The 21410-nt window shown below is 63.3% G+C and carries 20 protein-coding genes; 14 read left to right on the top strand and 6 right to left on the bottom strand.

The genetic code is table 11. The features are described from left to right. The first annotated feature begins 10 nt into the window (after positions 1 to 10). The 4 genes from HV753_RS26270 (at position 11) to lpxC (ending at position 4604) form a co-directional block, all read left to right on the top strand. Positions 11 to 835 (top strand): cell division protein FtsQ/DivIB, encoded by an 825-nt coding sequence (locus HV753_RS26270; protein WP_175177519.1) that lies wholly within the window; start codon positions 11 to 13, stop codon positions 833 to 835. Positions 836 to 839: 4 nt separating this feature from the next. Beyond that, complete coding sequence (gene ftsA, locus HV753_RS26265) at positions 840 to 2066, top strand: cell division protein FtsA (RefSeq protein WP_006217473.1); 1227 nt, start codon at positions 840 to 842, stop codon at positions 2064 to 2066. Between the two features lie 190 nt (positions 2067 to 2256). After that, entirely contained in the window at positions 2257 to 3441 is a 1185-nt protein-coding gene (gene ftsZ, locus HV753_RS26260; protein ID WP_054420454.1) for a cell division protein FtsZ, read from the top strand. A gap of 239 nt (positions 3442 to 3680) precedes the next feature. Next, entirely contained in the window at positions 3681 to 4604 is a 924-nt protein-coding gene (gene lpxC, locus HV753_RS26255) for a UDP-3-O-acyl-N-acetylglucosamine deacetylase (protein WP_175177518.1), read from the top strand. Positions 4605 to 4797: 193 nt separating this feature from the next. Here lpxC and HV753_RS26250 read toward each other — a convergent pair whose 3' ends face one another. Continuing rightward, entirely contained in the window at positions 4798 to 5205 is a 408-nt protein-coding gene (locus HV753_RS26250; RefSeq protein ID WP_175177517.1) for a DciA family protein, read from the bottom strand. A 127-nt stretch (positions 5206 to 5332) separates the two neighbouring features. Between HV753_RS26250 and HV753_RS26245 the strand changes: the two genes are divergently transcribed. From HV753_RS26245 to HV753_RS26220, 6 genes are all read left to right on the top strand, one after another. Next, the gene (locus tag HV753_RS26245; RefSeq protein ID WP_175177538.1) at positions 5333 to 6319 is read left to right on the top strand and encodes a M23 family metallopeptidase; all 987 of its coding nucleotides are present in this window, start codon (positions 5333 to 5335) and stop codon (positions 6317 to 6319) included. 176 nt (positions 6320 to 6495) lie between these two features. Next, positions 6496 to 9231, top strand: a complete 2736-nt coding sequence (secA, locus tag HV753_RS26240) for a preprotein translocase subunit SecA (RefSeq protein WP_175177516.1) — start codon at positions 6496 to 6498, stop codon at positions 9229 to 9231. Between the two features lie 15 nt (positions 9232 to 9246). Continuing rightward, positions 9247 to 9966: a VOC family protein gene (locus HV753_RS26235; RefSeq protein WP_175177515.1), complete on the top strand. Its 720-nt coding sequence runs from the start codon at positions 9247 to 9249 to the stop codon at positions 9964 to 9966. Between the two features lie 196 nt (positions 9967 to 10162). Continuing rightward, positions 10163 to 10918, top strand: a complete 756-nt coding sequence (locus tag HV753_RS26230) for a GntR family transcriptional regulator (protein WP_175177514.1) — start codon at positions 10163 to 10165, stop codon at positions 10916 to 10918. Next, positions 10915 to 11901 carry a tripartite tricarboxylate transporter substrate binding protein gene (locus HV753_RS26225; RefSeq protein WP_175177513.1) on the top strand — a complete coding sequence of 329 codons (987 nt, stop codon included), beginning with the start codon at positions 10915 to 10917 and terminating at the stop codon, positions 11899 to 11901. The genes HV753_RS26230 and HV753_RS26225 overlap by 4 nt, the downstream gene beginning before the upstream one ends. Before the next feature lie 61 nt (positions 11902 to 11962). Next, a complete protein-coding gene (locus HV753_RS26220) occupies positions 11963 to 13657 on the top strand; it encodes a thiamine pyrophosphate-binding protein (protein ID WP_175177512.1) in 1695 nt (564 codons plus the stop codon). Between the two features lie 70 nt (positions 13658 to 13727). Here the strand turns inward: HV753_RS26220 and HV753_RS26215 are convergent, their stop codons facing one another. Continuing rightward, positions 13728 to 14264, bottom strand: coding sequence for a cysteine dioxygenase family protein (locus HV753_RS26215; protein WP_175177511.1), 537 nt, complete (start codon positions 14262 to 14264; stop codon positions 13728 to 13730). A gap of 203 nt (positions 14265 to 14467) precedes the next feature. Between HV753_RS26215 and HV753_RS26210 the strand changes: the two genes are divergently transcribed. The 3 genes from HV753_RS26210 (at position 14468) to HV753_RS26200 (ending at position 16565) form a co-directional block, all read left to right on the top strand. After that, a complete protein-coding gene (locus tag HV753_RS26210) occupies positions 14468 to 15250 on the top strand; it encodes an SDR family NAD(P)-dependent oxidoreductase (protein WP_175177510.1) in 783 nt (260 codons plus the stop codon). A gap of 84 nt (positions 15251 to 15334) precedes the next feature. Next, positions 15335 to 15793, top strand: coding sequence for an Lrp/AsnC family transcriptional regulator (locus HV753_RS26205; RefSeq protein ID WP_175177509.1), 459 nt, complete (start codon positions 15335 to 15337; stop codon positions 15791 to 15793). Between the two features lie 160 nt (positions 15794 to 15953). Then, the gene (locus HV753_RS26200) at positions 15954 to 16565 is read left to right on the top strand and encodes a gamma-glutamylcyclotransferase (RefSeq protein WP_175177508.1); all 612 of its coding nucleotides are present in this window, start codon (positions 15954 to 15956) and stop codon (positions 16563 to 16565) included. 16 nt (positions 16566 to 16581) lie between these two features. Here HV753_RS26200 and pagP read toward each other — a convergent pair whose 3' ends face one another. The 4 genes from pagP to HV753_RS26180 form a co-directional block, all read right to left on the bottom strand. Further along, a complete protein-coding gene (gene pagP, locus HV753_RS26195) occupies positions 16582 to 17136 on the bottom strand; it encodes a lipid IV(A) palmitoyltransferase PagP (protein ID WP_175177507.1) in 555 nt (184 codons plus the stop codon). Positions 17137 to 17295: 159 nt separating this feature from the next. Then, positions 17296 to 18768: a magnesium transporter gene (gene mgtE / locus HV753_RS26190; protein ID WP_175177506.1), complete on the bottom strand. Its 1473-nt coding sequence runs from the start codon at positions 18766 to 18768 to the stop codon at positions 17296 to 17298. A gap of 10 nt (positions 18769 to 18778) precedes the next feature. Then, entirely contained in the window at positions 18779 to 19189 is a 411-nt protein-coding gene (locus tag HV753_RS26185; protein ID WP_175177505.1) for an acyl-CoA thioesterase, read from the bottom strand. A 105-nt stretch (positions 19190 to 19294) separates the two neighbouring features. Continuing rightward, positions 19295 to 20398 carry a YeiH family protein gene (locus HV753_RS26180; protein WP_246288397.1) on the bottom strand — a complete coding sequence of 368 codons (1104 nt, stop codon included), beginning with the start codon at positions 20396 to 20398 and terminating at the stop codon, positions 19295 to 19297. Between the two features lie 115 nt (positions 20399 to 20513). Between HV753_RS26180 and HV753_RS26175 the strand changes: the two genes are divergently transcribed. Further along, on the top strand, positions 20514 to 21407 hold the full coding sequence (locus HV753_RS26175) for a LysR family transcriptional regulator (protein WP_175177504.1): 894 nt from the start codon (positions 20514 to 20516) through the stop codon (positions 21405 to 21407). Positions 21408 to 21410 lie beyond the last annotated feature (3 nt).

The raw sequence follows: 21410 nt of genomic DNA, 5'->3' as shown, positions 1-21410 counted from the left end.
TGGATATTCCGTGTGGAACGACGCTCGTACTACCAACCTGATCGCCAACACGCTCGCCGTGCTGGCGGTTTGCGCCATGCTCCTTGCGGGTGTGGTGTGGGTAGCGCAACGCCCGTTCTTCACGCTGACGGCCATCGAACTGGAATCCATGCCGGACACCGAGCTGCACTATGTGTCGCCGGGGGCGGTGCGATCAGCGATTGCCGGCCGCTTCAAGGGCAACTTCTTCACGGTGGACCTGGACGACGCGCGCGAGATCTTCGAGTCGGTGCCGTGGGTGCGCCATGCCACCGTGCGTCGGATCTGGCCCAACGTGCTGCGCGTGCGGATCGAAGAGCAGCAGCCGCTGGCGCTGTGGAACGAAAACCAGATGATCAACACCTGGGGCGAAGCGTTCACGGCGAACACGGGCGAGGTGGACGACGAAACCGTATTGCCGCAGTTCTCCGGACCCGAGGGCACGGAGCCGCTGGTCGTGCAGCGCTACGCCGAGCTGGCGCGCTGGTTCGCCCCGCTGGACATGCATGTCAAGCAGTTGGAACTGAGCCCGCGCTACGCATGGCGTGTGGTGCTGTCCAACGGCATGTTGCTGGACCTGGGCCGCGATCCGGGCGCCGATGCGCCGGACCCGCATGGCTTGCCCGGCGCGTTGCCGTTCGCGGCTCGTATTCAACGCTTTGTGCAGGCGTGGCCCGCCGTGGCGGGGCGCCTGACAGGGCGCACCATCACGCAGGCCGACTTGCGCTATCCCAATGGTTTCGCCCTGGCGCTGGCCCCGTTGCCCGCGTCGGAAACCAAATCCAAATCCACACCGAAACCTCCCAAGAAACGCTAACGCCATGACCCGTGACATCAAGGACCTTATCGTCGCCCTCGATATCGGCACCAGCAAGGTGGTGGCTGTGGTGGCTGAAATCTTGCCCGAAGGGCGATTTGAAGTGCTTGGCCTCGGCCAGCACGAATCGCGCGGCATGCGCAAAGGCGTGGTCGTCAATATCGAGACCACTGTGAATTCCATTCAGCGAGCGCTTGAAGAAGCCGAGCTGATGGCAGATTGCAAGATTCGCGACGTCTACACCGGCATTGCCGGCAGCCATATCCGCAGCTTCAACTCCAGCGGCATGGTCGCTGTGAAAGACAAGGAAGTCACCGCCACCGACGTTGCCCGCGTCATCGAGACCGCCAAGGCGGTGAACATCCCGACGGATCAGCAAGTGCTGCATGTGCTGACCCAGGAGTTCATCGTTGATGGCCAGGAAGACATCCGCGAGCCCATCGGCATGAGCGGCCTGCGCCTGGAAGTGCGCGTGCACATCGTGACGGGCGCGGTCAGCGCCGCGCAGAACATCGTCAAGTGCGTGCGCCGCTGCGGCCTGGAAGTGCAGGACCTGATCCTGCAACCGCTGGCCTCCAGCCTTGCCGTGCTGACCGCCGATGAAAAAGAGCTGGGCGTCGTGCTGGTCGATATCGGCGGCGGCACCACCGACGTCGCGATCTTCACGGGCGGCGCGATCCGCCACACCGCGGTATTGCCGATCGCGGGCGATCAGATCACCAACGACATCGCGGCCATGCTGCGCACGCCGACGCCGGATGCCGAGGAAATCAAGCTGCGCTATGGCGTGGCCAAGCAGGTGCTGGCCAGCCCGGACGAGTCCGTGGAAGTGCCGGGCCTGGGCGACCGTGGTCCGCGCCAGGTCAAGCGCCAGGCGCTGGGCGCCGTGATTGAACCGCGCGTGGAAGAACTGTTCACGCTGGTGCAGCAGGTCGTGCGCGACTCCGGCTACGAGGATCTGCTGGCGTCGGGCGTGGTCCTGACCGGCGGGTCGGCGCAACTGCCCGGCATGATCGAACTGGCCGAGGACGTGTTCCTGAAGCCGGTGCGCGTGGCGGTGCCTGAATACGAAGGCAGCCTGGCCGACGTGATGCGCAATCCGCGCTTCTCGACGGTGATGGGCTTGTTGCAGGAAGCACGGATGCAACGTGTGCGCGGCCGCAAGGTCGCCGCCCAGACAGGCAACTTCAAGAGCCTGCTGGCACGCATGAAGGAATGGTTTATGAATTGAAGAGGGGGGCAGGTTGGGGCCTGCTCCTTGGCACGATCCGCGGCGGTATGGCGGGTCGGGCCAGAAAGGGGAGGCGTCTCAAACCCGCGGCGGACCTACGTAGTCGGCATCGGCTTTGAGGCGATTCACAAAATATAGGTTGTTGGGGAATTTTTGTGATTTGCAAAATCGGACTTGTGAGGGAGTCATCATGATGAACTTTGAGATGCTTGAGAACAACACCAAAGGGACCGTTATCAAGGTCGTTGGTGTGGGTGGTGCGGGCGGCAATGCCGTGGCGCACATGATTCGCAGCGGCGTGCACGGCGTGGATTTCATTTGCGCCAACACCGATGCGCAAGCGCTGGCGGCAACCAATGCCCCGGTGCAAATTCGTCTGGGCCGTACCGGCCTGGGTGCGGGCGCCAAGCCCGAGCAGGGACGCGCGTCGGCTGAAACCGCGCGCGAGGAGATCCGTGCTGCGCTGAACGGCGCACACATGGTCTTCATCACCGCCGGCATGGGCGGTGGCACGGGCACCGGCGCAGGTCCGGTCGTGGCCGAAGTGGCGAAGGAACTGGGCATTCTGACCGTGGGTGTGGTCACCAAGCCCTTCACCTTTGAAGGCAACAAGCGCCTGAAGATGGCCGAGGACGGTATCTCGGAATTGGCCAAGCACGTGCATTCGCTCATCGTGGTTCTCAACGAGAACCTGTATGAACTGATGGACGAGGACGCGACGCAGGAAGACTGCTTCCGTTCTGCCGACGATATCCTGCACAACGCCTGCGCGGGCATCGCCGAAATCATTAACGTCGAAGGTAACGTCAACGTCGACTTTGAAGACGTCAAGACGATCATGGGCGAGCAGGGCCAAGCCATGATGGGCACGGCGTCGGCATCGGGCGCGGATCGCGCACGTGTGGCCGCCGAACACGCCATCGCTTGCCCGCTGCTGGAAGGCGTGGACCTGAACGGCGCTCGCGGCGTTCTGGTCAACATCACCGCCAGCCGCACGCTGAAGATGCGCGAAACGCGCGAAATCATGGAAACGATCCGCAGCTATGCTTCGGACGACGCGACCGTGATCTTCGGTACGGCCTACGACGAGTCCATGGGTGAAAACCTGCGTGTGACCGTGGTTGCAACCGGCCTGGGCCGTGCGCAAGCGCGTCCGCAACTGGTTCAGAACACCGCTGAAGTGCTCCGCACCGGTACCGACAACATGCCGATGGGCACGATGCCGGCCGGCCAAGGTGGCGATTACCGCAATCTGGATATGCCGTCGGTCATGCGCAATCCGCGCAGCCAGGCGTCTGCCCAGGTGCGTGCACTGGAAAGCTCGGGCATGGATCATTTCGACATCCCGGCGTTCCTGCGCAAGCAGGCGGATTGAACCAAAGAGCCGACTACAGGCTCTAAACGCACTCCCTCATCTCCGGCTTGCCTGTCCCCGCGGGCAAGCCGGAGGCGGAGCGGCCCGTGTTTCCCTTGCACGGCTCCAATAAGGGACGGAGGTATCGGTCGATCCCGCGCGTCAGATGGCGCCAAGGGTCGGACAGCGTTACAATACGTCAGTTACGCCGGCAATCTGTTCTCTTCGTGCCGGCTTCCTGGCTCTAATATCCAAGTCTCATGTTCCGACAACGCAGCATTCAGAATCTAGTCCGCACGACAGGCGTCGGCGTCCACTCCGGACGGCGGGTAGAACTCACCCTGCGTCCGGCGCAACCCAATACAGGCATTGTTTTCCATCGCGTGGATTTGCCGCAGGTCGTTGACCTGCCCGCACAAGCCACCGGCGTGGGCGATACGCGCATGGCGTCCGTCCTGCAACAGGGCAACGTCCGCGTTTCCACGGTGGAACACCTGATGTCGGCATTGGCCGGCCTGGGTATCGACAACCTGCATATCGACCTCACTGCCGAAGAAGTCCCCATCATGGACGGCAGTGCGGCAACGTTTGTTTATCTGTTGCGCTCGGCGGGCATCGTCGAGCAGAACGCGCCCAAGCAGTTCATCCGCGTCAAAAAGACGGTGGAAGTACGCGAGGGCGAAGGCCGCAACGAGAAATGGGCCCGCCTGGAACCCCACGAGGGCTACGCGCTGGCGTTCTCGATCGACTTCCGTCACCCCGCCATCGACTCCACGGCCAATTTCGCCGAGATCGATTTCGCGACGCACTCGTATGTGCGCGAGATCGCGCGTGCGCGCACCTTCGGTTTCGTGAATGAAGTCGAAGCCTTGCGCTCGATGGGTCTGGCCCGCGGCGGCAGCCTGGACAACGCCATCGTCATGGACGAGTACCGCGTGCTGAACAGCGACGGCCTGCGCTATGACGATGAATTCGTGAAGCACAAGATCCTGGACGCCATTGGCGACTTGTATCTGTTGGGCAAGCCTCTGGTGGCGCGCTACGTGGCGTGCAAGTCGGGTCACGGCTTGAACAACCAGTTGGCCCGCGCGCTGCTGGCGCAGCAAGACGCTTGGGAATTGATTACCTATGAATCGCAGGCAGAGGCGCCGCAGGCGTTTCGCCACGAGTGGCAGTTGGCCTGAGGCCATGCTGCCGGAATCTGAATATCGGGGTTCGTCCCCGAATCCACATCAGATTCCTGCTTAAGGTTGGCGCTGGCCGCCAACCCCTAGCGAAAAAGTCGCAATCCGGTTGCAAACCATCGGGCCATCCGTCCGAAAACTTGGTTTCGCTTCGTTTCCGGGCGCCTCTGGCGCCGGACAAGGCCGGATGGCTTCAGCTACTCTTGTGATGCCTCAAGAGTTTGGCAATGGCGTCGGCCAGCGGGCCAGGGCGCAGATTGTCATGCAGCGTCTCGAATGCTCCCAGGGCCTTTTCTCCCAAGGGTTGCGCCTCTTTGGGAGGGAGCGGCTGACGGGCTCCGGGCTTCGGTAAGCCCGCTTGTACCTTGACGGCAATTTCGTTAAGGTTCCAGCCTTGGTCTGCCAGAGAACGCGCGATGCGCGGCGCCAATTGACGCATCTTGGCCGCATGCGCGGCGCTGGGCACCACCAGATGCAGGCACTGGTTTTCCAGCTTGCCGACCTGGCAGACAGCACCAAGCGGGGCGGGCAGAACCGCCGCCACCGCATACTGAATTTGCAAGTGCTTGCGGGCAGTCGCCAGTACCCCGGCGCCCCGCATGTCATGACCCAGCCATCCCAGGGCGGTATTTTCCTTCCGCCGGCTGGCACTGGAACGTTGACGGTATGAAGTGGGTCTATTCATCCCGGCTCTAAAGAATTAGGAAGCAACCTTGAAAATCGTGATTATGCACGCCCGCGACGGGCGGGACGGGCATTTCACCCTGGGAGGCGCGCGACTCGCGTTGTTTCTTGGGGGCGCGCTCGTGACGGCAGCCATCTTTGGCGCCGCACTACAACGATACCTCACTCCCATACTGCCCACCGTGCAAACCGTGGGCTGGCCGCTGGCGGGACAACCGGGTCGCGATACCGACTTCCTGCGCGGGAACATGAATTTGCTGGCCGCCAAGGTGGGCGCCCTGCAAGCCAAGCTGGTCAGTATCGACGGTTTGGGGCAGCGCGTGGCCAAAGTGGCCGGCGTGGCTTACACCGACCCCGAGCTGGCCAAGCAGTTGGCGGTGGCGCAGCCTGAGGCATTGATCCAGCCCGAAGCCACCCAGGTCATGGATGACTTGTTCACCGACCATCCGCCGCCCAGCGCGGCTTCGGCCGAGGCGTTGGGCCGTCAACTGGATGAAATCCAGGCGCGCTTGGCGCAGCAATCGGACAATCTGAAATTGCTGGATGCCGCGCTGACCAAGCGTTCGGCAGACCAGGCGCGCATGCCGACCGCCATGCCGATCACTGATTATCCCTATCTGAGTTCGTCCTACGGCTGGCGCCGCAACCCCGTGACGGGGCGCACGGCGATGCACGAAGGGCTGGACTTTGCCGCGCCGCCGGGCACGCCGATTCTGGCGGCCTCGGGCGGAGTGGTGCTGGAAGCCAAGTTCCAACCGGGCTACGGCAACATGGTCGAAATCGATCATGGCGATGGCCTCATCACCCGTTACGCCCACGCTTCGTCCTTGATGGTCAAGCAGGGGCAACTGGTTGACCGCGGCCAGCAAGTGGCCCGCGTGGGCAGTTCGGGCCGCTCCACCGGCCCGCATCTGCACTTTGAAGTCCGCCTTGCCGGACAGCCGCTGGACCCCAGATTGTTCCTGGGTTCGCAGCAACATGCGCCGCCTGCCGTGGCTCAGGCCGCGGCCACTGAACCTGCGGCGCGCTGACCGGTCCAACAGGACAACATCAGCACCCTGGCCATAGATCCAGGCTATTACGCTCCAGGTGCGTTAAACTGGTTCGTTTCCCAGCGGACCCCCGCTCAACCAATAACATCAAAGTCACGGGTGACGCTGCCCTGGCCCTTTGCAGGCGCGGCGTGGCACGTGCGGCCGACATACGCATGGTTTCTCTGCTCAAAAAACTCATAGGTAGCCGCAATGACCGGCTGCTTAAGCAGTATCGCAAGCTGGTAACCCAGATCAATGGGCAGGAGCCCAAGATTTCCGCGCTTTCCGATGCGGAGCTGGCGGCCAAGACCGACGAATTCCGATCCCGATACGCCCAGGGCACGACGCTGGACGATCTGCTGCCCGAGGCCTTTGCCGTGGTGCGCGAAGCGGGCAAGCGGGTGTTCGGCATGCGCCACTTCGACTCTCAGTTGCTGGGCGGCATTGCGCTGCATAGCGGCAAGATCGCCGAAATGCGCACGGGGGAAGGCAAGACGCTGATGGCCACCTTGCCCGTCTACCTGAACGCGGTCGCCGGCAAGGGCGTGCACGTCGTGACGGTGAACGACTATTTGGCCCGCCGCGACGCGGAATGGATGGGGCGCCTGTACCACTTCCTGGGCATGACCACGGGCGTGGTGGTGCCGCAGCAGCCCAACGACGAGAAGAAGGCCGCTTACGCCGCCGACATCACGTACGGCACCAACAACGAATTCGGCTTCGACTATCTGCGCGACAACATGGAATTCCGTGTTGAGGACCGCCGCCAGCGCGTGCTGTTCTACGCGATCGTCGACGAAGTGGACTCGATCCTGATCGACGAGGCCCGCACGCCGCTGATCATCTCCGGCCAGGCCGAAGACCACACCGAGCTCTACATCCGCATGAACGCGGTGCCGCCGCTGCTCAAGCGCATGGCCAGCGAGCCGAAGCCGCAGGAACCGGAACCCGAAGGCGACTACTGGGTCGACGAAAAGAGCCAGCAGGTCTACCTGTCGGAAGCCGGGCATGAAAATGCCGAGGCGATCCTGGCCCGCCTGGGCATCCTGCCGGAAGGCGAATCGCTGTATGACCCCCGCCATATCGCGCTGATGCATCACCTGATGGTGGCTCTGCGCGCCAACAACCTGTTCTTCCGCGACCAGCAATACGTCGTGCAAGACGGCGAGGTGGTGATCGTTGATGAATTCACGGGTCGCCTGATGGTCGGCCGTCGTTGGTCCGATGGCCTGCACCAGGCCGTCGAAGCCAAGGAAGGCGTGAAGATTCAGCACGAAAACCAGACGCTGGCTTCCATCACGTTCCAGAATTACTTCCGCATGTACGAAAAGCTGTCCGGCATGACCGGCACGGCCGATACGGAAGCCTACGAATTCCAGGAAATCTACGGGCTTGAAACGGTCATCATCCCGACCAACAAGCCCATGATCCGCAAGGACCAGAACGATCAGGTCTTCAAGACCGATCCGGAAAAGTACAACGCGATCCTGGAAGACATCCGTGATTGCCACGAACGTGGCCAGCCTGTGCTGGTGGGCACCACCAGCATCGAGAATTCCGAGCTGCTGTCGGGTCTTTTGAAGAAGGCCAAGCTGCCGCACGAAGTGCTGAACGCCAAGCAGCATGCTCGCGAAGCCGAGATCGTTGCCGAAGCCGGCAAGCCGGGCCACATCACCATTGCCACCAACATGGCGGGCCGCGGTACCGACATCGTGCTGGGCGGTAGCGTCGACAAGCAGGTGGATCTGATCCGTGCCGACGAGTCGCTGTCGGAAGCCGAAAAGACGGCGCGCATCGACAAAGTGCGCGCTGATTGGAAGCCGCTGAACGAGCAGGTCAAGGCCGCTGGCGGCCTGCGCATCATCGGCACCGAGCGCCACGAATCCCGCCGTATCGATAACCAGCTGCGTGGCCGCGCCGGCCGCCAGGGTGACCCGGGTTCCTCCCGTTTCTACCTGTCGCTGGAAGACTCGCTGATGCGCATCTTCGCGGGCGACCGCGTGCGCGCCATCATGGAACGCCTGAAGCTGCCCGAGGGCGAGCCCATCGAGGCGGGCATGGTGACCCGTTCGATCGAAACCGCGCAGCGCAAGGTGGAAGGACGCAACTTCGATATTCGCAAGCAATTGCTGGAATACGATGACGTGGCCAACGACCAGCGCAAGGTGCTGTATTCGCAGCGCAATGACGTGCTGGAAGCTGCCAGCGTGGGCGCTACGGTGCATAACCTGCGTGACGCTGCCGTGGTCGAGCTGTTCAATACCTACATCCCGCCCGAGTCGGTGGAAGAGCAATGGGACGTGCCGGCGTTGCAGAAGGCGCTGGAAGCCGACTGGCACCTGCATCTTCCGTTGACCGAGATGCTGGAAAAAGAACCCAACCTGACCGACGAAGACCTGCGCGAACGTGTGGTGACTGCCGCCCGTGATGCCTACCAGGCCAAGGTCGACCAAGTGGGTACGGAATCGTGGGCGCAGTTCGAGCGTTCGATCATGTTGCAGGCGATCGATACGCACTGGCGTGAGCACTTGTCGTCGCTGGATTACCTGCGTCAGGGCATTCATTTGCGCGGCTATGCGCAGAAGAACCCGAAGCAGGAATACAAGCGCGAAGCCTTTGAGCTGTTCTCGGGCATGTTGGACCGCATTCGCGACGACGTTGTTCGCGTGTTGATGACGGTGCGCGTGCAGTCGTCCGAGCAGGTCGAACAGGCCGAAGCCGAAGCCGCCCAGCCGCATGTGCAGAACGTGCAGTATCACCACTCCGACTACGACGAAGCGCTTGCCCAGTCGGAATCGGAAGAGGGCGCGCAGCCGGTGCGTAATGCGTTGCCGAAGGTTGGCCGCAACGACCCGTGCCCGTGCGGCAGTGGCAAGAAGTACAAGCAGTGCCACGGCAAGCTCGTCTGACCAGGGACTAACGCCATGCTGCATTCCGTCGGCCGCACCGAATTCGACCATGCCGTCGTCATGGTGCGCGACCGGCTGGATGCGCTGGCGCCGCATTTTGAACGCCAGGGTTTTCACCTGAGCGACAAAGCGGTGCATAACTTGGGGTCGTGCAATCGGCTGATCGTGCTGGAAGGCACCTATGTCGAATTGCTGGGCTGGCCGCCGGGTGCGCCGCCCGCCCGTAAGGAAATTGCCGATTCCCCGTTCGGGCTGGAAGCGCTGGTGTTTCGCACCTATGACGCCGACGCGACCTATGAACGGTTGAAGGCAGCGGGGTTCGCCGTGAATCCCGTGCAAGAGCTGACCCGTCCCGCCATGCTGGACGGCCAGGAAGTCCAGGCCCGTTTCCACACCGTGCGTTTTGCCGAGCAGCCCTTGCCCGGCATCCGCATGTATTTCTGCCGCCATCTGACGCCCGAGTGTGTCTGGTCGCCCGACTTGATGGCGCACCCCAACGGCGCCCGCAGCTTGTTGCGCATCGACGCTCGCGCAGCCGATGCCCGCGCGGTGGCCGAGCGTCTGGCGCAGGTGGCAGACGTTGGCGTTGAAGCCGCAAGCGGCGGCTTTGATGTGCCGCTGGCCAATTTGCGCATCCACGTGCAGCAAGATCCTGCCGCCACGACGCCCGTGCTGACCACGCTGACGCTGGAAAACCGCGACGGCGCACATTACACGCTGGATACCGGCCTGTAATTCCAGGCCATGGGCCTGACCCGGCATCAACGCCGGCTCGCTTGAGTCTTCTGGCCCCCCTTTTTCCGAGTTTGCGCGCGCCGCTGCGTGCGCATTCGCCTTCGTGCGTCCGGGCAAACCCGAGTTGCCGATCAAAGTGTATGCACTTTAGTATGCACTTCATCCCGTAGGAAAACTCCTCCGTTTCAGACCCGGCATGACGCAAACTTCTTCAGCCATCCGACCTGCCTCCCGTACGTCCGCCGGGCAGGCCGAGCTGTATGGGGCAGTCAAGGCGATGGCGGTGCGCTTTGATTTCAAACCGGGCGAACGCATCAACGAAGTCGAACTGGCGCGGCGCCTGAATGTCAGCCGCACCCCGTTGCGCGAAGTGCTCAACCAACTGATGGTGGAAGGCTTTCTGACTCGCTCGGTCAACCGGGGCTTCATAGCCCGATTACTGGACGCCAAGCAAATCCACAGCTTGTATGAGTATCGCGCGGTGTTGGAGGCCGGGATCGTGCGCGCCGCCTGCGAGCGTGCAAGCGACGAAGAGCTGGCCGGGTTGCGCCAATTCGTCGAGCATTCCCGCGACGTGCCCGAAGACGCCGATGCGACGCGCCTGCTGGATCTGGATGAAGCGTTCCATGTGCGCCTGGCCCGCTTGTCGCGCAATGAGGAGTTCGTGCGCGCACTTGAGAGCGTCAATGCACGTATCCATTTCGTCCGCTGGATCGACATGCAGCAGGGCCGACGCAGCCATACCCAGGGCGAGCATTTGCGCATTGTGCAGGCGCTGGAACAGCGCGATGTCGACGCCTTGCCCGGATTGATGACCGCGCACATCGGTCGCCGACTGGATCAGATCACCGACGTGATACGGACAGGCTTTTCAACGATTTACATGCGGGACCAGGCCGAACCCGTCTTGGCAGCGCCGGCCAACACTACGACAGCAGGGGAAAAACAATGACTCACACGATGAAGCGGGTATTCGCGGCGCTATGCGCGACGGCCGCGGCGGGGGGCGCCATGATCGCCGCGCCCGCCGTTGCCGAGGAACGGCCACTGATCCTGGTGGTGCCCTATCCGCCGGGTGGCAGCACCGACATCCTGGCTCGCATCCTGCAACCACGCCTGTCGCAGCAATTGGGCGGCCGGGCCGTTGTGGTGGAAAACCGTCCGGGAGCGGCCAGCCAGATTGCGACGGCCTTTGTGGCTCGTGCCGAGCCTGATGGCAACACGTTGTTGGTCAGCTTTGACAACCATGGCATCAATCCCGCCGTGAAGCCCAAGCTGCCTTATGACACCTTCAAGGACTTCGTGGCGATTTCCCAGACCGTGCGGTTTCCGCTGGTGATCGGCGCAAATCCCAACGTGCCTGGGGATAACTTGAAGGCGTTTTTGGCGGCCGCCGCCAAGGAAGCGCCGAACAAATTCAACTATGCGTCCACGGGCGTTGGGTCGCTGAATCATCTGGCGCCCGAAGAGCTCAAGCGCCTGTCGAAGGTGGACTTGCTGCATGTGCCGTATGGCGGCGGCGGGCCTGCCATTCAGGCGGTGGTGGGCGGGCAGGCCAACATGACGTGGCTGAGTTTTGCGGCGCTGCGCGGACAGATCCAGGCCGGCAAGATCAAGCCCTTGGCCGTGGCCGGCGAAAAGCGCCTGCCGGAATTGCCGAATGTGCCAACGGTGGCCGAGTCGGGCTTTCCGGGCTTCGTTGCCTATTCGTGGAGCGGCATGTTCGCGCCGAAGGGGACGCCCGAAGCGACGGTGAAGAAGCTGACCGCGGACTTCAAGGCCGTACTGGCCGATCCTGAAATCAAGAAGAAAGTCACCGAGGCGGGCTTCGAGATCGTGGCGTCCGACGGCCCTGCGCTGGATGCATACGTGAAGTCGGAATACGACCGCTGGAGCGCTTTCATCAAGAGCAGCAACATCAATCTGGACAACTAAGTGTGGCGGACGGCCGGGTGGCGTGCCGCCCGGTCCCGTCCACGATATACGTGGAGATGATATGGAAAACCTGACCGGCGCCGAAGCCATGGTGCGGATGCTGCAACACAACGGCGTCAAACATATTTTTGGCCTGTGCGGCGACACCAGCTTGCCGTTCTACGATGCGCTGTATCGCCTGGATCACGGCATGCAACACATCCTGACGCGCGACGAACGCAGCGCGGGCTACATGGCGGATGCCTATGCCCGCGTGACCGGCAAGGTGGGCGTGTGCGAGGGCCCCAGCGGTGGCGGCGCGACGTATCTGCTGCCCGGTCTGGTCGAGGCCAATGAGTCGTCCATTCCCGTGTTGGGCATCACCTCCGATGTGGCGGTGGGTTCGCGCGGCAAGTACCCGTTGACCGAACTGGATCAGGAAGCGCTGTACCGCCCGCTGACCAAGTGGAATCGCACGATCGACCGCGCGGACCAGATCCCCGGCATGGTGCGCGCGGCGTTCCGCGCCATGACCACGGGCAAGCCCGGCTCGGCGCACCTGTGCTTTCCCTATGACGTGATGAAGCAGCAAGTGGACGCGACCGATATCTGGGCGCAACCCGAGCACGGTCAATTCCCGTCCATGCGTTTTGCGCCGGATCCGGCCGATGTGGCGCGTGCCGCGCAGCGCTTGATCGGCGCTCGCGCCCCGGTCATCATCTGCGGCGGCGGCGTGGTCATCGCAGGGGCTAGCGGCGCCTTGCAAGCACTGGCGGAAACGCTGAAGTCGGCGGTATGCGTGACGGTCAGCGGGCAGGGCAGCTTGGCGGACACGCATCCGCTGAATGCCGGCGTGGTCGGGTCCAATGGCGGCGTGATGGCGACGCGAGATGTGGTGGCCGCGGCCGACGTGGTGCTGTTCGTGGGCTGCCGCGCCGGGTCGACGTCGACCGAGCACTGGCGCTTCCCGAACCGTGATGTGCCCATTCTGCACATTGATATCGATCCGATGGTGATCGGCGCCAACTATCTGACCGAAGTCGGCATGGTGGGCGACGCCAAGCTGGCGCTGGAGGCCTTGGGTGCCGAGGTGCAGGCTCGCCTGGCGCATCGGAATTCGGAGGCGGTCGATGGCGCGGTGCTGGCTGGCCGCGCCAAGGCCGCGCGTCTGGCGCAACTGGAACCCCTGGCCAACAGCCTGGACGCACCGATTCGCCCCGAGCGCGTGGTGCAGTCGTTGAACCGCTTGCTGCCCGATGACGCGATCGTGTGCGCCGATCCCGGCACGCCTTGCCCGTACTTTTCGGCCTATTACGATGTGTCGCGCCCTGGCCGGCATTTCATCACCAACCGCGCACACGGCGCACTGGGCTTTTCGATGTCGGCCGCGCTGGGTGCGTGGGTCGGTCGGCCGCAATCCAAGTGCGTGTCGGTGATGGGCGACGGCAGCTTTGGCTTCACGGTGGGTGAACTGGAAACCATCGTGCGCCACAAGGCGCCGCTGTTGATGATCGTGTTTTCCAATTCGGTCTATGGTTGGATCAAGGCCAGCCAGAAGGCGGGCTACGACGAGCGCTATTACAGCGTGGACTTCAACCGCACCGACCATGCCCGCATCGCGGAAGCCTATGGCGTGAAGGCCTGGCGCGTGGAAGATCCGTCCAAGCTGGATGCGGCCATCAAGGCCGCCATGGAGCATGACGGCCCGGCGCTGATCGACGTGGTGGCGCAGCCCTTGCAGGATGCGGCGGCGCCGGTCAGCCAGTGGATGGGTTAAGCCCGGCTTGCTGGTTCAGGAAAGAAAATGGGGCCCGGCGGGCCCCATTTTTCATTTGCTCCGTTGATGTCTAGTGAGACACCACGTTGGCGATCAAGTGATTGACGCCCGTGCACAAGTCCGCCTGGTCCACGCCGTAGATGTGCAGCGACACGGCGACTTCCGTCCCTGCGTTGCCCAGCCGGTGAATTTGGCGCAGGCCCTGCGTCGCGGTGACGATTTCACCGGGGCGGCGAATCACCTCGCCGGACGCGATGGCAGCCGAGGATTCCGGGGCCCAGCGATAGTGCGTTTCGGTCAGTTCGCCCTGCAACACTTGATAGGTGCACCAGGTCTTGTGGCCGTGGACAGGGCTGAATTGGCCGGGACGCCAGATCAGGTAGGCCACCGTGAAGGCGCCATGTGGATCGGCGTAGGCGATGTGGCGGGTATAGGTGTCGGCGCGGCCGGCGCGCAATTCATCGGGCAGGCCCTGGAGCATGTCGCCGGCGTTGGCGACGCTGGATGCCAGATCGCGCAGGAGGCCGCGCGCCGCATTCATCTGGGCGACCTGCACCGATTCGCACAATGCGCGCATGTCGGCAAAAGCAAGTTGGACGGAAGACATGGGTGAGGCCTCAAGGGTAAGACATGCATCCATGTTAGGGATTTGCACTGGAATGCCTTTGCCAAATTCGCGGGCTTGGGGCGGTAGATTAGAAAAAAATTCCATTCCCGGGCTGACGGGCGCTCCTATACTGACCTGCTTTGGCGTATCGGGCCTGTCGGGGCCCGTAGTGGGCGGTGCAACATGCAACGGGAGAATCAGGCATGGATCTGGGGATCAGCGGCAAAACGGCATTGGTCTTTGGCGGCAGCCGCGGCATGGGTCGGGCGTGTGCACTGCAATTGGCGCGCGAAGGGGTGGCCGTGACGATCGCGGCCCGGAATCCGCAAACGCTGGAGCAGGCCGCGGCCGAGATCTCCCACGAAACCGGCATCGGCGTGGGCTGGGTGTCGGCCGATCTGACCCAGGTGCAAGGCCGGGACGCGGCGATCGCGGCTTGCCCGCATCCCGACATCCTCATCAACAACGCCGACGGCCCCTTGCCCGGCGACTTCCGGGACTGGACGCGCGAGGACTGGATCGCGTCGCTGGACGCGATGATGCTGGGGCCGATCGACATGATCCGGCGCGTGGTTGACGGCATGATCGAGCGCCGCTTCGGCCGCATCGTGAATATCGTCTCGCGCAGCGTGAAGGCGCCGCATGCCGAACTGGGCTTGTCCAATGGCGCGCGGTCGGGGTTGATCGGTTTTGTGGGCGGTTTGGCGCGTCAGACGGTGCGGCACAACGTCACCATCAACAACCTGCTGCCGGGCGCTTTCGCCACGGATGCGCAGGTCAGACATATCCAGGGCATGCTGGAGCAGTCGGGCGGAAAGACGTTCGATCAACTCTGGGACGAGCGCGGCCGGGCGAATCCGGCGGGGCGCTACGGGCAACCCGAAGAATTGGGTGCGTTGTGTGCCTATCTCTGTTCCGCGCATGCCGGCTACATGACCGCGCAGAGCATCCTGATCGATGGCGGCGGCTACCCGGGCACGTATTAGGCGGGGACTCGGTGCGGGCAGCCCCTGGCTGGACGCCGGTTGGAGTAACAGGCAAGATTGGCACCCATCGCGTCGAGGAAACCCATGGACCAGACAGACATCAAGATATTGGGGCTGCTGCAAAAAGACGCCACCTGTTCGGTCGCTGAAATTGCTGAACAGGTAAACCTGTCCGTGACGCCATGTTGGCGCCGCATCCAGAAACTGAAGGATGACGGCGTCATCGCGCGCAATGCCATCCTGCTGGACCCCCGCGCATTGGGGTTGAACCTGACCGTCTTCGTGTCGATCAAGACCAGCCAGCACAACGAGAAATGGACGCAGAGCTTGATCAACGCCGTCATGGCGTTGCCCAACGTGGTGGAGTTCCACCGCATGGCGGGTGACATCGACTACCTGTTGAAAGTGGTGGTCGAGGACATGGCGGCCTATGACCGCTTTTACCGCCGGCTGATTGCCGCGGTTGACCTGCTGGACGTCAGCGCAAGCTTCTCGATGGAAGTCATCAAAAGCACCACGGAATTGCCGCTGGACGCGGTATAGCGGCCGGCGCGCAAATTTTTTCCGCATGCATGGCTTGCGGCGGATGCAAATTTCTTTCGGCGTGTTGCAAGGGCCTTATCTCGCAATTCTTTTGCGCGATGGTCGGCGTAGGATATCCCTCATTCCTTGCATGGAATGAATTGGGATATCAGAGGACGCTATGTCGTTGGCAGTACCCGCCGGCTGTGCCGGTTTGGCAAAAATGCGGCAAATGCTGTCGGTGGACGACCTACTGGCCGGATGGAACGGCGTCGACGATTTATGGGTGTTCGCCTACGGCTCCCTGATCTGGCATCCCGGCTTCGCCTGGCGCGAGCGCCGTCTGGCGACCGTGCGCGGCTATCACCGGTCTTTGTGCCTGTGGTCACATGACCATCGCGGGTCGCCCGACAATCCCGGTCTGGTGTTCGGGTTGAATCGGGGTGGATGTTGCCGCGGCGTCGCGTTTCAGATCGCAGCCTGCGACGTGCCGACGGTGTTCCAGGCGCTGTGGCGCCGCGAAATGGTCACCGGCGCCTATACCCCCCGTTGGCTCACCTGCCATACCGAGGCCTCGCCGGTGCAGGGGCTGGTGTTCCTCTTGAACCGCGCATGCCAGGAATATGCGGCCGACATCAGTGACGACCGCCTGTTGGCATCCGTGCGCAATGCCGTGGGGCACTCCGGGCCGTGCCTGGACTATGTGGTGGAAACCGAGCGCGCGTTGCGTGCGCACGGAATAGACGACTGGCGTCTGGGCGATCTGGTTCGCAAGTTGGGCCAGGCCTTTTAGGGCCCGGCGCTTGCGCCTAGAAGTGCCAGCGGCCGAAAACGAACAGCACGTTGCCCGTACCTGATTTTCCGGGGATATAGGTCGCGTACAGCATGGCGTCCTTGTAGCCCGCGCCCACCAGCGGCAGGATGCCGGGGAACGGCACGTAGCTCATGATGTCGTGACGTGCCGTGAGGAAGACGGTGTAACCCGCGCCCAACCGGAAGTTCTCGCTGACCTGCCCGATTTTCAGAAAGCCATAACCCGCGATGGGTTGGACCTTGCTGTGCGAGTCCAGGAAGGCCATGCCATACAGGCCCTGCCAGTCGCCGTCTTCGTCGTAGATGCTGCGGCCATAGCCGCCACCCCAGGCGAGTTCGTTGAAGCTGTTGATTTTCTCGCTGCTGTACGCGGCACGGTTGTGCCAGGCGTAGCCGGAAACGTAGAGGTCATTGCCGCCTTCGGTCCAGATCTGGTCCAGGCGGTTGCAGGCCGATTGTGCCCAGGAGGGCAAATCTTCACAGGCTTGGGCGGTGGCGGCGAAAGTCGAGAGCAGCAGGAATAAGAGCGCTGCCCGAAGTCTGGCGATCATTGCAGGAACTAAGGGGGAAAGATGACAATTCCATGACTTTACATGGAGTCATGGGTATTTTCCCTGTCACTTCGCTGTCATGAAACGCCGTTTTCCCTTGTCTGCCCCGTGAGACAGGCGGGTGGGAAAATAAGAAAAAAAGTGTCTGTTGCAGGCAGGCTACAGCAGGAAGAACGTTGCCAGGCCCAGGAAGATGAAGAATCCCAGCGAGTCGGTGGCGAATGTCAGCAGCACGGAAGAACCCATCGCGGGGTCCTTGCCGAAGCGGGCACGCACCATCGGCACCAGCACGCCGACCGACGCGCCAACCAGCATATTGCAGATCATCGCCGCCATCATGACCAGCGCGATCGAGAGCGAATGCGAGATCACCCAGGCGAACAGAGCGGCGACCAGACTGCCGCACAAACCCACCAGCAAGGTCACGAACAGCTCACGCTTGACCAGTTGCCACAGGTTGCGCCCGGTGATCCGGCCCATGGCCAGCGCCCGGATGATCAGCGTCATGGTCTGATTGCCGGAGTTGCCGCCAATGCCGGCGACGATCGACATCAGGAAAGCCAGAATCACGATCTGGCTGACCGTGCCTTCAAACTGGGATGCCACGAAAGAAGCGGTGGCGGCGGTACAGAGGTTGAGCAGCAGCCAGGGGGCACGGTTGCGCAGGGCGGTGCTGACCGGCGCGAAGATGTCTTCTTCTTGCAGACCGGCGCGCGACAGCGCTTGTTCCTGGGAGTCTTCGCGCATCACGTCAACCACGTCGGCGATCGTGACGCGACCGATCAGGCGGCCCTGGTCGTCCATGACGGGGGCGGACACCAGATCGTAGCGTTCAAATGCGCCGGCGGCGTCGGCATCGGAGTCCAGCGGGTTCAGCGCCAGAAAGTCCGAATTCATGACGGCGCGCACTTCGGTCTCGGGTTCGCTGACCAACAGGCGCGACAGCGGCAGGATGCCTTGCAGCTTGTCCTGGCGGTCCACCACGAAGATCTGGTCAGTGTGGTCAGGCAGTTCGTGCAGGCGGCGCAGATAGCGCAGCACCACTTCCAGCGTGACGTCTTCGCGCACGCGGACCATCTCGAAGTCCATGATGGCGCCCACGCTGTCTTCCGGATAGCCCATGGCCTCCAGCAGTTGCGCGCGTTCTTCTTCGGTCAGGCCCTTTTGCACTTCGGCCACCACGTCGGGTGGCAGGTCGGGCGCCAGGTCGGCCAGCTCGTCGGCGTCCATGTTGCCGGTGGCGGCGACCAGGTCCTGGCGGTCCATCGCTTCGATCAGCGATTCCCGCACCCAGTCTTCCACTTCCAGCAGCACGTCCGCGTCGTGCTCGGGGCTGACCAGTTTCCAGATGGCCTGGCGTTCGTCCTTGGGCAGCGACTCCAGGATGAAGGCGATGTCGGCCGGATGCAGGCCGTCCAGCAAGGTCTTGAGTTCAGCTTCGTGCTGGCGGTGCACCAGGTCTTCGACCAGCGTGGCCTTGGCGTCGCCTTCTTCCTGGCGATGCACCAGGTCGGCAACCAATTGCTGGCGGCGCAGGCGTTCCTGGACTTCGGCCAAGGCGGTCTGGGCGTCTTCCGGGTCGAGGCGGCGGGGCGTCGCGGGCGGTTTCTGCGCGGCGGCGGACTGCGTCATGCGTTACGGCTCAAAGAGTGGGGAGGGGGCGGCTGCGCCGCGCTTCATCGGTGGCGACGTAGGTCAGCGTGGCCTCGGTGACCTTGACGACTTCGGCGTCCAGGCGCTGGCGCTCGGCATAGACCTCGACCGACACCGTGATTGACGTGGTGCCGGTCTTGGAGATGGATGCGTAGAAGCTGAGCAGGTCGCCCACGAACACGGGCTCTTTGAACTGGAAGGCGTTGACCGCGACGGTGGCGACCCGGCCGGCGGCGCGTCGCGCAGCGGGAATCGATCCGGCGATATCCACCTGGGCCATGATCCAGCCGCCAAAAACATCCCCGTGGATATTCGCATCCGCCGGCATCGGCATGACGCGCAATACCGCGTCGCGATGGGCGGGCAAAGTCGTAAACGGGGTTTTGGTGCTGGAGGTCATGCGGCCGACTCCAATGCAAGGGAACCAGCCGATTATGCAGGAAAAACGTGACCTCGGCGTGCGTGGAAGAGGCCGCCGCGGTGCTTTGGCGCGGCGGCCGGAAGATCAGGTCGCCAACTTCACGATACCGTAGCCGCCAACCAACAGCCAGGCGTACAGGATCAGGCCCAGGGCCATCACGCGGGGGCCGGCTTTCTTGATCTGGGCGAAGCGGGTTTCGATGCCCAGCGCCGTCATGGCCATGGTCAAGGCGAAGACGTCCAGGCGGCGGATGGCCGCAATGGCATCGGCGGGGATGATATTCAAAGAATTGATGATGGCCAGCACCAGGAAGCCGACCGCGAACCAGGGGATCGGAAGCTTGGCGCCCTTGGCCTGGCCGCCGGCCTGGCTGGCGGCGCTGCGCAGGTACATGCCCAGGACCAGCAGGACAGGCACCAGCAGGGCGACGCGGGTCATCTTGACGATGGTGGCGACTTCGGTGGTGGCGGGGTCGATATTGCTGGCGGCGCCGACGACCTGTGCCACTTCATGGATGGTGCCGCCAATATAGATGCCAAGCGCCTGGGTATCGAAATTGAGCCAGCCCGCGTGGTAGAGGATGGGGTACAGGAACATGGACAGGGTGCCGAACAGCACCACGGTGGCGACGGCGACGGCGCTCTTGTGCGGAGCGGCGCGCAAGGTGGGCTCGAACGCCAGCACGGCGGCCGCGCCGCAGATCGCGCTGCCCGCGGCGGTCAGCATGGCCGTGTCGCGGTCCAGGCCCAGCATGCGTTGCCCGACCACGGTGCCGATCACCAAGGTGCCGAGCACCACTGCGACCGACACGGCCAGCCCGGGCAGGCCCACTGCCGCGATTTGCTGGATGCTGATGTTCAGGCCGTAGAAGGCGACGGCGATGCGAAGCAGCCGACGCGCGGTGAAATTCACGCCCACCCCCCAATCGGCCGGCATCGTGCCGCGCAGGAAGTTGCCGTAAAGCATCCCACAGACAATACCCACCACCAGCGGCGAAAAGCCCAGTTGGCGAATGTAGGGCAGGTCGGCCAGCTGCATCACGGCGGCCGCCATCAGGCCGACGAACAGCACCCCGTTGAGCTTGTCACGCCAGGGCGTGGCGGTGGCTGATGGCGCGGCGGCTGACGGGGCCGATGCCTGCACGGCAGAGGCGGGGAGGGGGGCGGTGGTGCTGGAAGAAGTGCTCATGACTGGCCCTTTGGGCATATCTAAATAACTTCACGAAATATTAGGCGTCGGCATACTATTTGAAAAATCTTTATTTTCGATATGTAATATCAGAAATTCTGATAATTAGGCTGCCATGACCCCGGACCAGTTGCTGACCTTTGCCTGCGTTGCCGATACCGGCAACATCAGCCGCGCCGCGCAACTGCTGCATCTGTCCCAGCCTGCCGTCTCCGGCCAGCTGCGCATGTTGCAGGAATGGTTCGGCGAACCGCTGTACCGCCGCAGCGGCCATGGCATCGCATTGACCGACGCCGGCGATCGCTTGGCCGAACAAGCGCGGCAGTTGCGCCAGGTCTACCGCCAGGCGCAGGCCGTGCGCGAATCCTGGCGAGGGCTGGAGACCGGCGCGTTGCGCCTGGGGGCCAGCACCACGCCCGCCAGCTATCTATTGCCGCGTCTGGTGGCGGATTTTCGCCATGCCTTTCCGGCGGTCAGCCTGCACCTGTCGGACGGCAATACGCGGGAAATCGTTGAACGGTTGCCTGCGCTGGACCTGGCTTTCATCGAAGGCGACGTGCCCGCCGGGTTGCCGGCCGACACCGCAGTGCATGCCTGGCGGCAGGACGAAGTGGTGGCGATCGTGCGCGCGGATCATGCGCTGGCGGGCAAAGGGGCGGTGACCTTGCGTGATCTGGCCGCGTCCGCGCTGGTCATGCGTGAACCCGGATCGGGCGTGCGCCGGCTGGTGGAGCGCGCGTTCGCGGATGCAGGGCTGGCGCCGTCGGTGGGGCTGGAGCTGGCGGGCGTCGAAGGCGTGAAGCAGGCCGTGCGCGCCGGCTTGGGGGTGGGGTTTGTGTCCGTCATGTCGATGCGGCATGAGGACGGGGCGTTGGCGGCCTTGCGCTTGTTGCCCAAACCGCTGACGCGCACCCTGAGCATCCTGGTGCCGCATGCGGATGCCGCTGCCCGCGCCACCGGCCGCTTCCTGGCTATGTGCCTGGCGGTCGGGGCGGCGGACGGCGGTTAAGCG

It is taken from the genome of Achromobacter pestifer, from assembly GCF_902859625.1.
In the GTDB taxonomy this organism is placed as follows: domain Bacteria; phylum Pseudomonadota; class Gammaproteobacteria; order Burkholderiales; family Burkholderiaceae_B; genus Achromobacter; species Achromobacter pestifer.
This window is presented reverse-complemented; position numbering and strand designations above follow the sequence as displayed.

Coding starts and splice junctions, on each gene's coding strand:
- ftsA (WP_006217473.1), top strand. CDS start 840: ATGACCCGTGACATCAAGGACCTTATCGTCGCCCTCGATATCGGCACC.
- ftsZ (WP_054420454.1), top strand. CDS start 2,257: ATGATGAACTTTGAGATGCTTGAGAACAACACCAAAGGGACCGTTATC.
- lpxC (WP_175177518.1), top strand. CDS start 3,681: ATGTTCCGACAACGCAGCATTCAGAATCTAGTCCGCACGACAGGCGTC.
- HV753_RS26250 (WP_175177517.1), bottom strand. CDS start 5,205: ATGCGGGGCGCCGGGGTACTGGCGACTGCCCGCAAGCACTTGCAAATT.
- HV753_RS26245 (WP_175177538.1), top strand. CDS start 5,333: ATGCACGCCCGCGACGGGCGGGACGGGCATTTCACCCTGGGAGGCGCG.
- secA (WP_175177516.1), top strand. CDS start 6,496: ATGGTTTCTCTGCTCAAAAAACTCATAGGTAGCCGCAATGACCGGCTG.
- HV753_RS26235 (WP_175177515.1), top strand. CDS start 9,247: ATGCTGCATTCCGTCGGCCGCACCGAATTCGACCATGCCGTCGTCATG.
- HV753_RS26230 (WP_175177514.1), top strand. CDS start 10,163: ATGACGCAAACTTCTTCAGCCATCCGACCTGCCTCCCGTACGTCCGCC.
- HV753_RS26225 (WP_175177513.1), top strand. CDS start 10,915: ATGACTCACACGATGAAGCGGGTATTCGCGGCGCTATGCGCGACGGCC.
- HV753_RS26220 (WP_175177512.1), top strand. CDS start 11,963: ATGGAAAACCTGACCGGCGCCGAAGCCATGGTGCGGATGCTGCAACAC.
- HV753_RS26215 (WP_175177511.1), bottom strand. CDS start 14,264: ATGTCTTCCGTCCAACTTGCTTTTGCCGACATGCGCGCATTGTGCGAA.
- HV753_RS26210 (WP_175177510.1), top strand. CDS start 14,468: ATGGATCTGGGGATCAGCGGCAAAACGGCATTGGTCTTTGGCGGCAGC.
- HV753_RS26205 (WP_175177509.1), top strand. CDS start 15,335: ATGGACCAGACAGACATCAAGATATTGGGGCTGCTGCAAAAAGACGCC.
- HV753_RS26200 (WP_175177508.1), top strand. CDS start 15,954: ATGTCGTTGGCAGTACCCGCCGGCTGTGCCGGTTTGGCAAAAATGCGG.
- pagP (WP_175177507.1), bottom strand. CDS start 17,136: ATGATCGCCAGACTTCGGGCAGCGCTCTTATTCCTGCTGCTCTCGACT.
- mgtE (WP_175177506.1), bottom strand. CDS start 18,768: ATGACGCAGTCCGCCGCCGCGCAGAAACCGCCCGCGACGCCCCGCCGC.
- HV753_RS26185 (WP_175177505.1), bottom strand. CDS start 19,189: ATGACCTCCAGCACCAAAACCCCGTTTACGACTTTGCCCGCCCATCGC.
- HV753_RS26180 (WP_246288397.1), bottom strand. CDS start 20,398: ATGAGCACTTCTTCCAGCACCACCGCCCCCCTCCCCGCCTCTGCCGTG.
- HV753_RS26175 (WP_175177504.1), top strand. CDS start 20,514: ATGACCCCGGACCAGTTGCTGACCTTTGCCTGCGTTGCCGATACCGGC.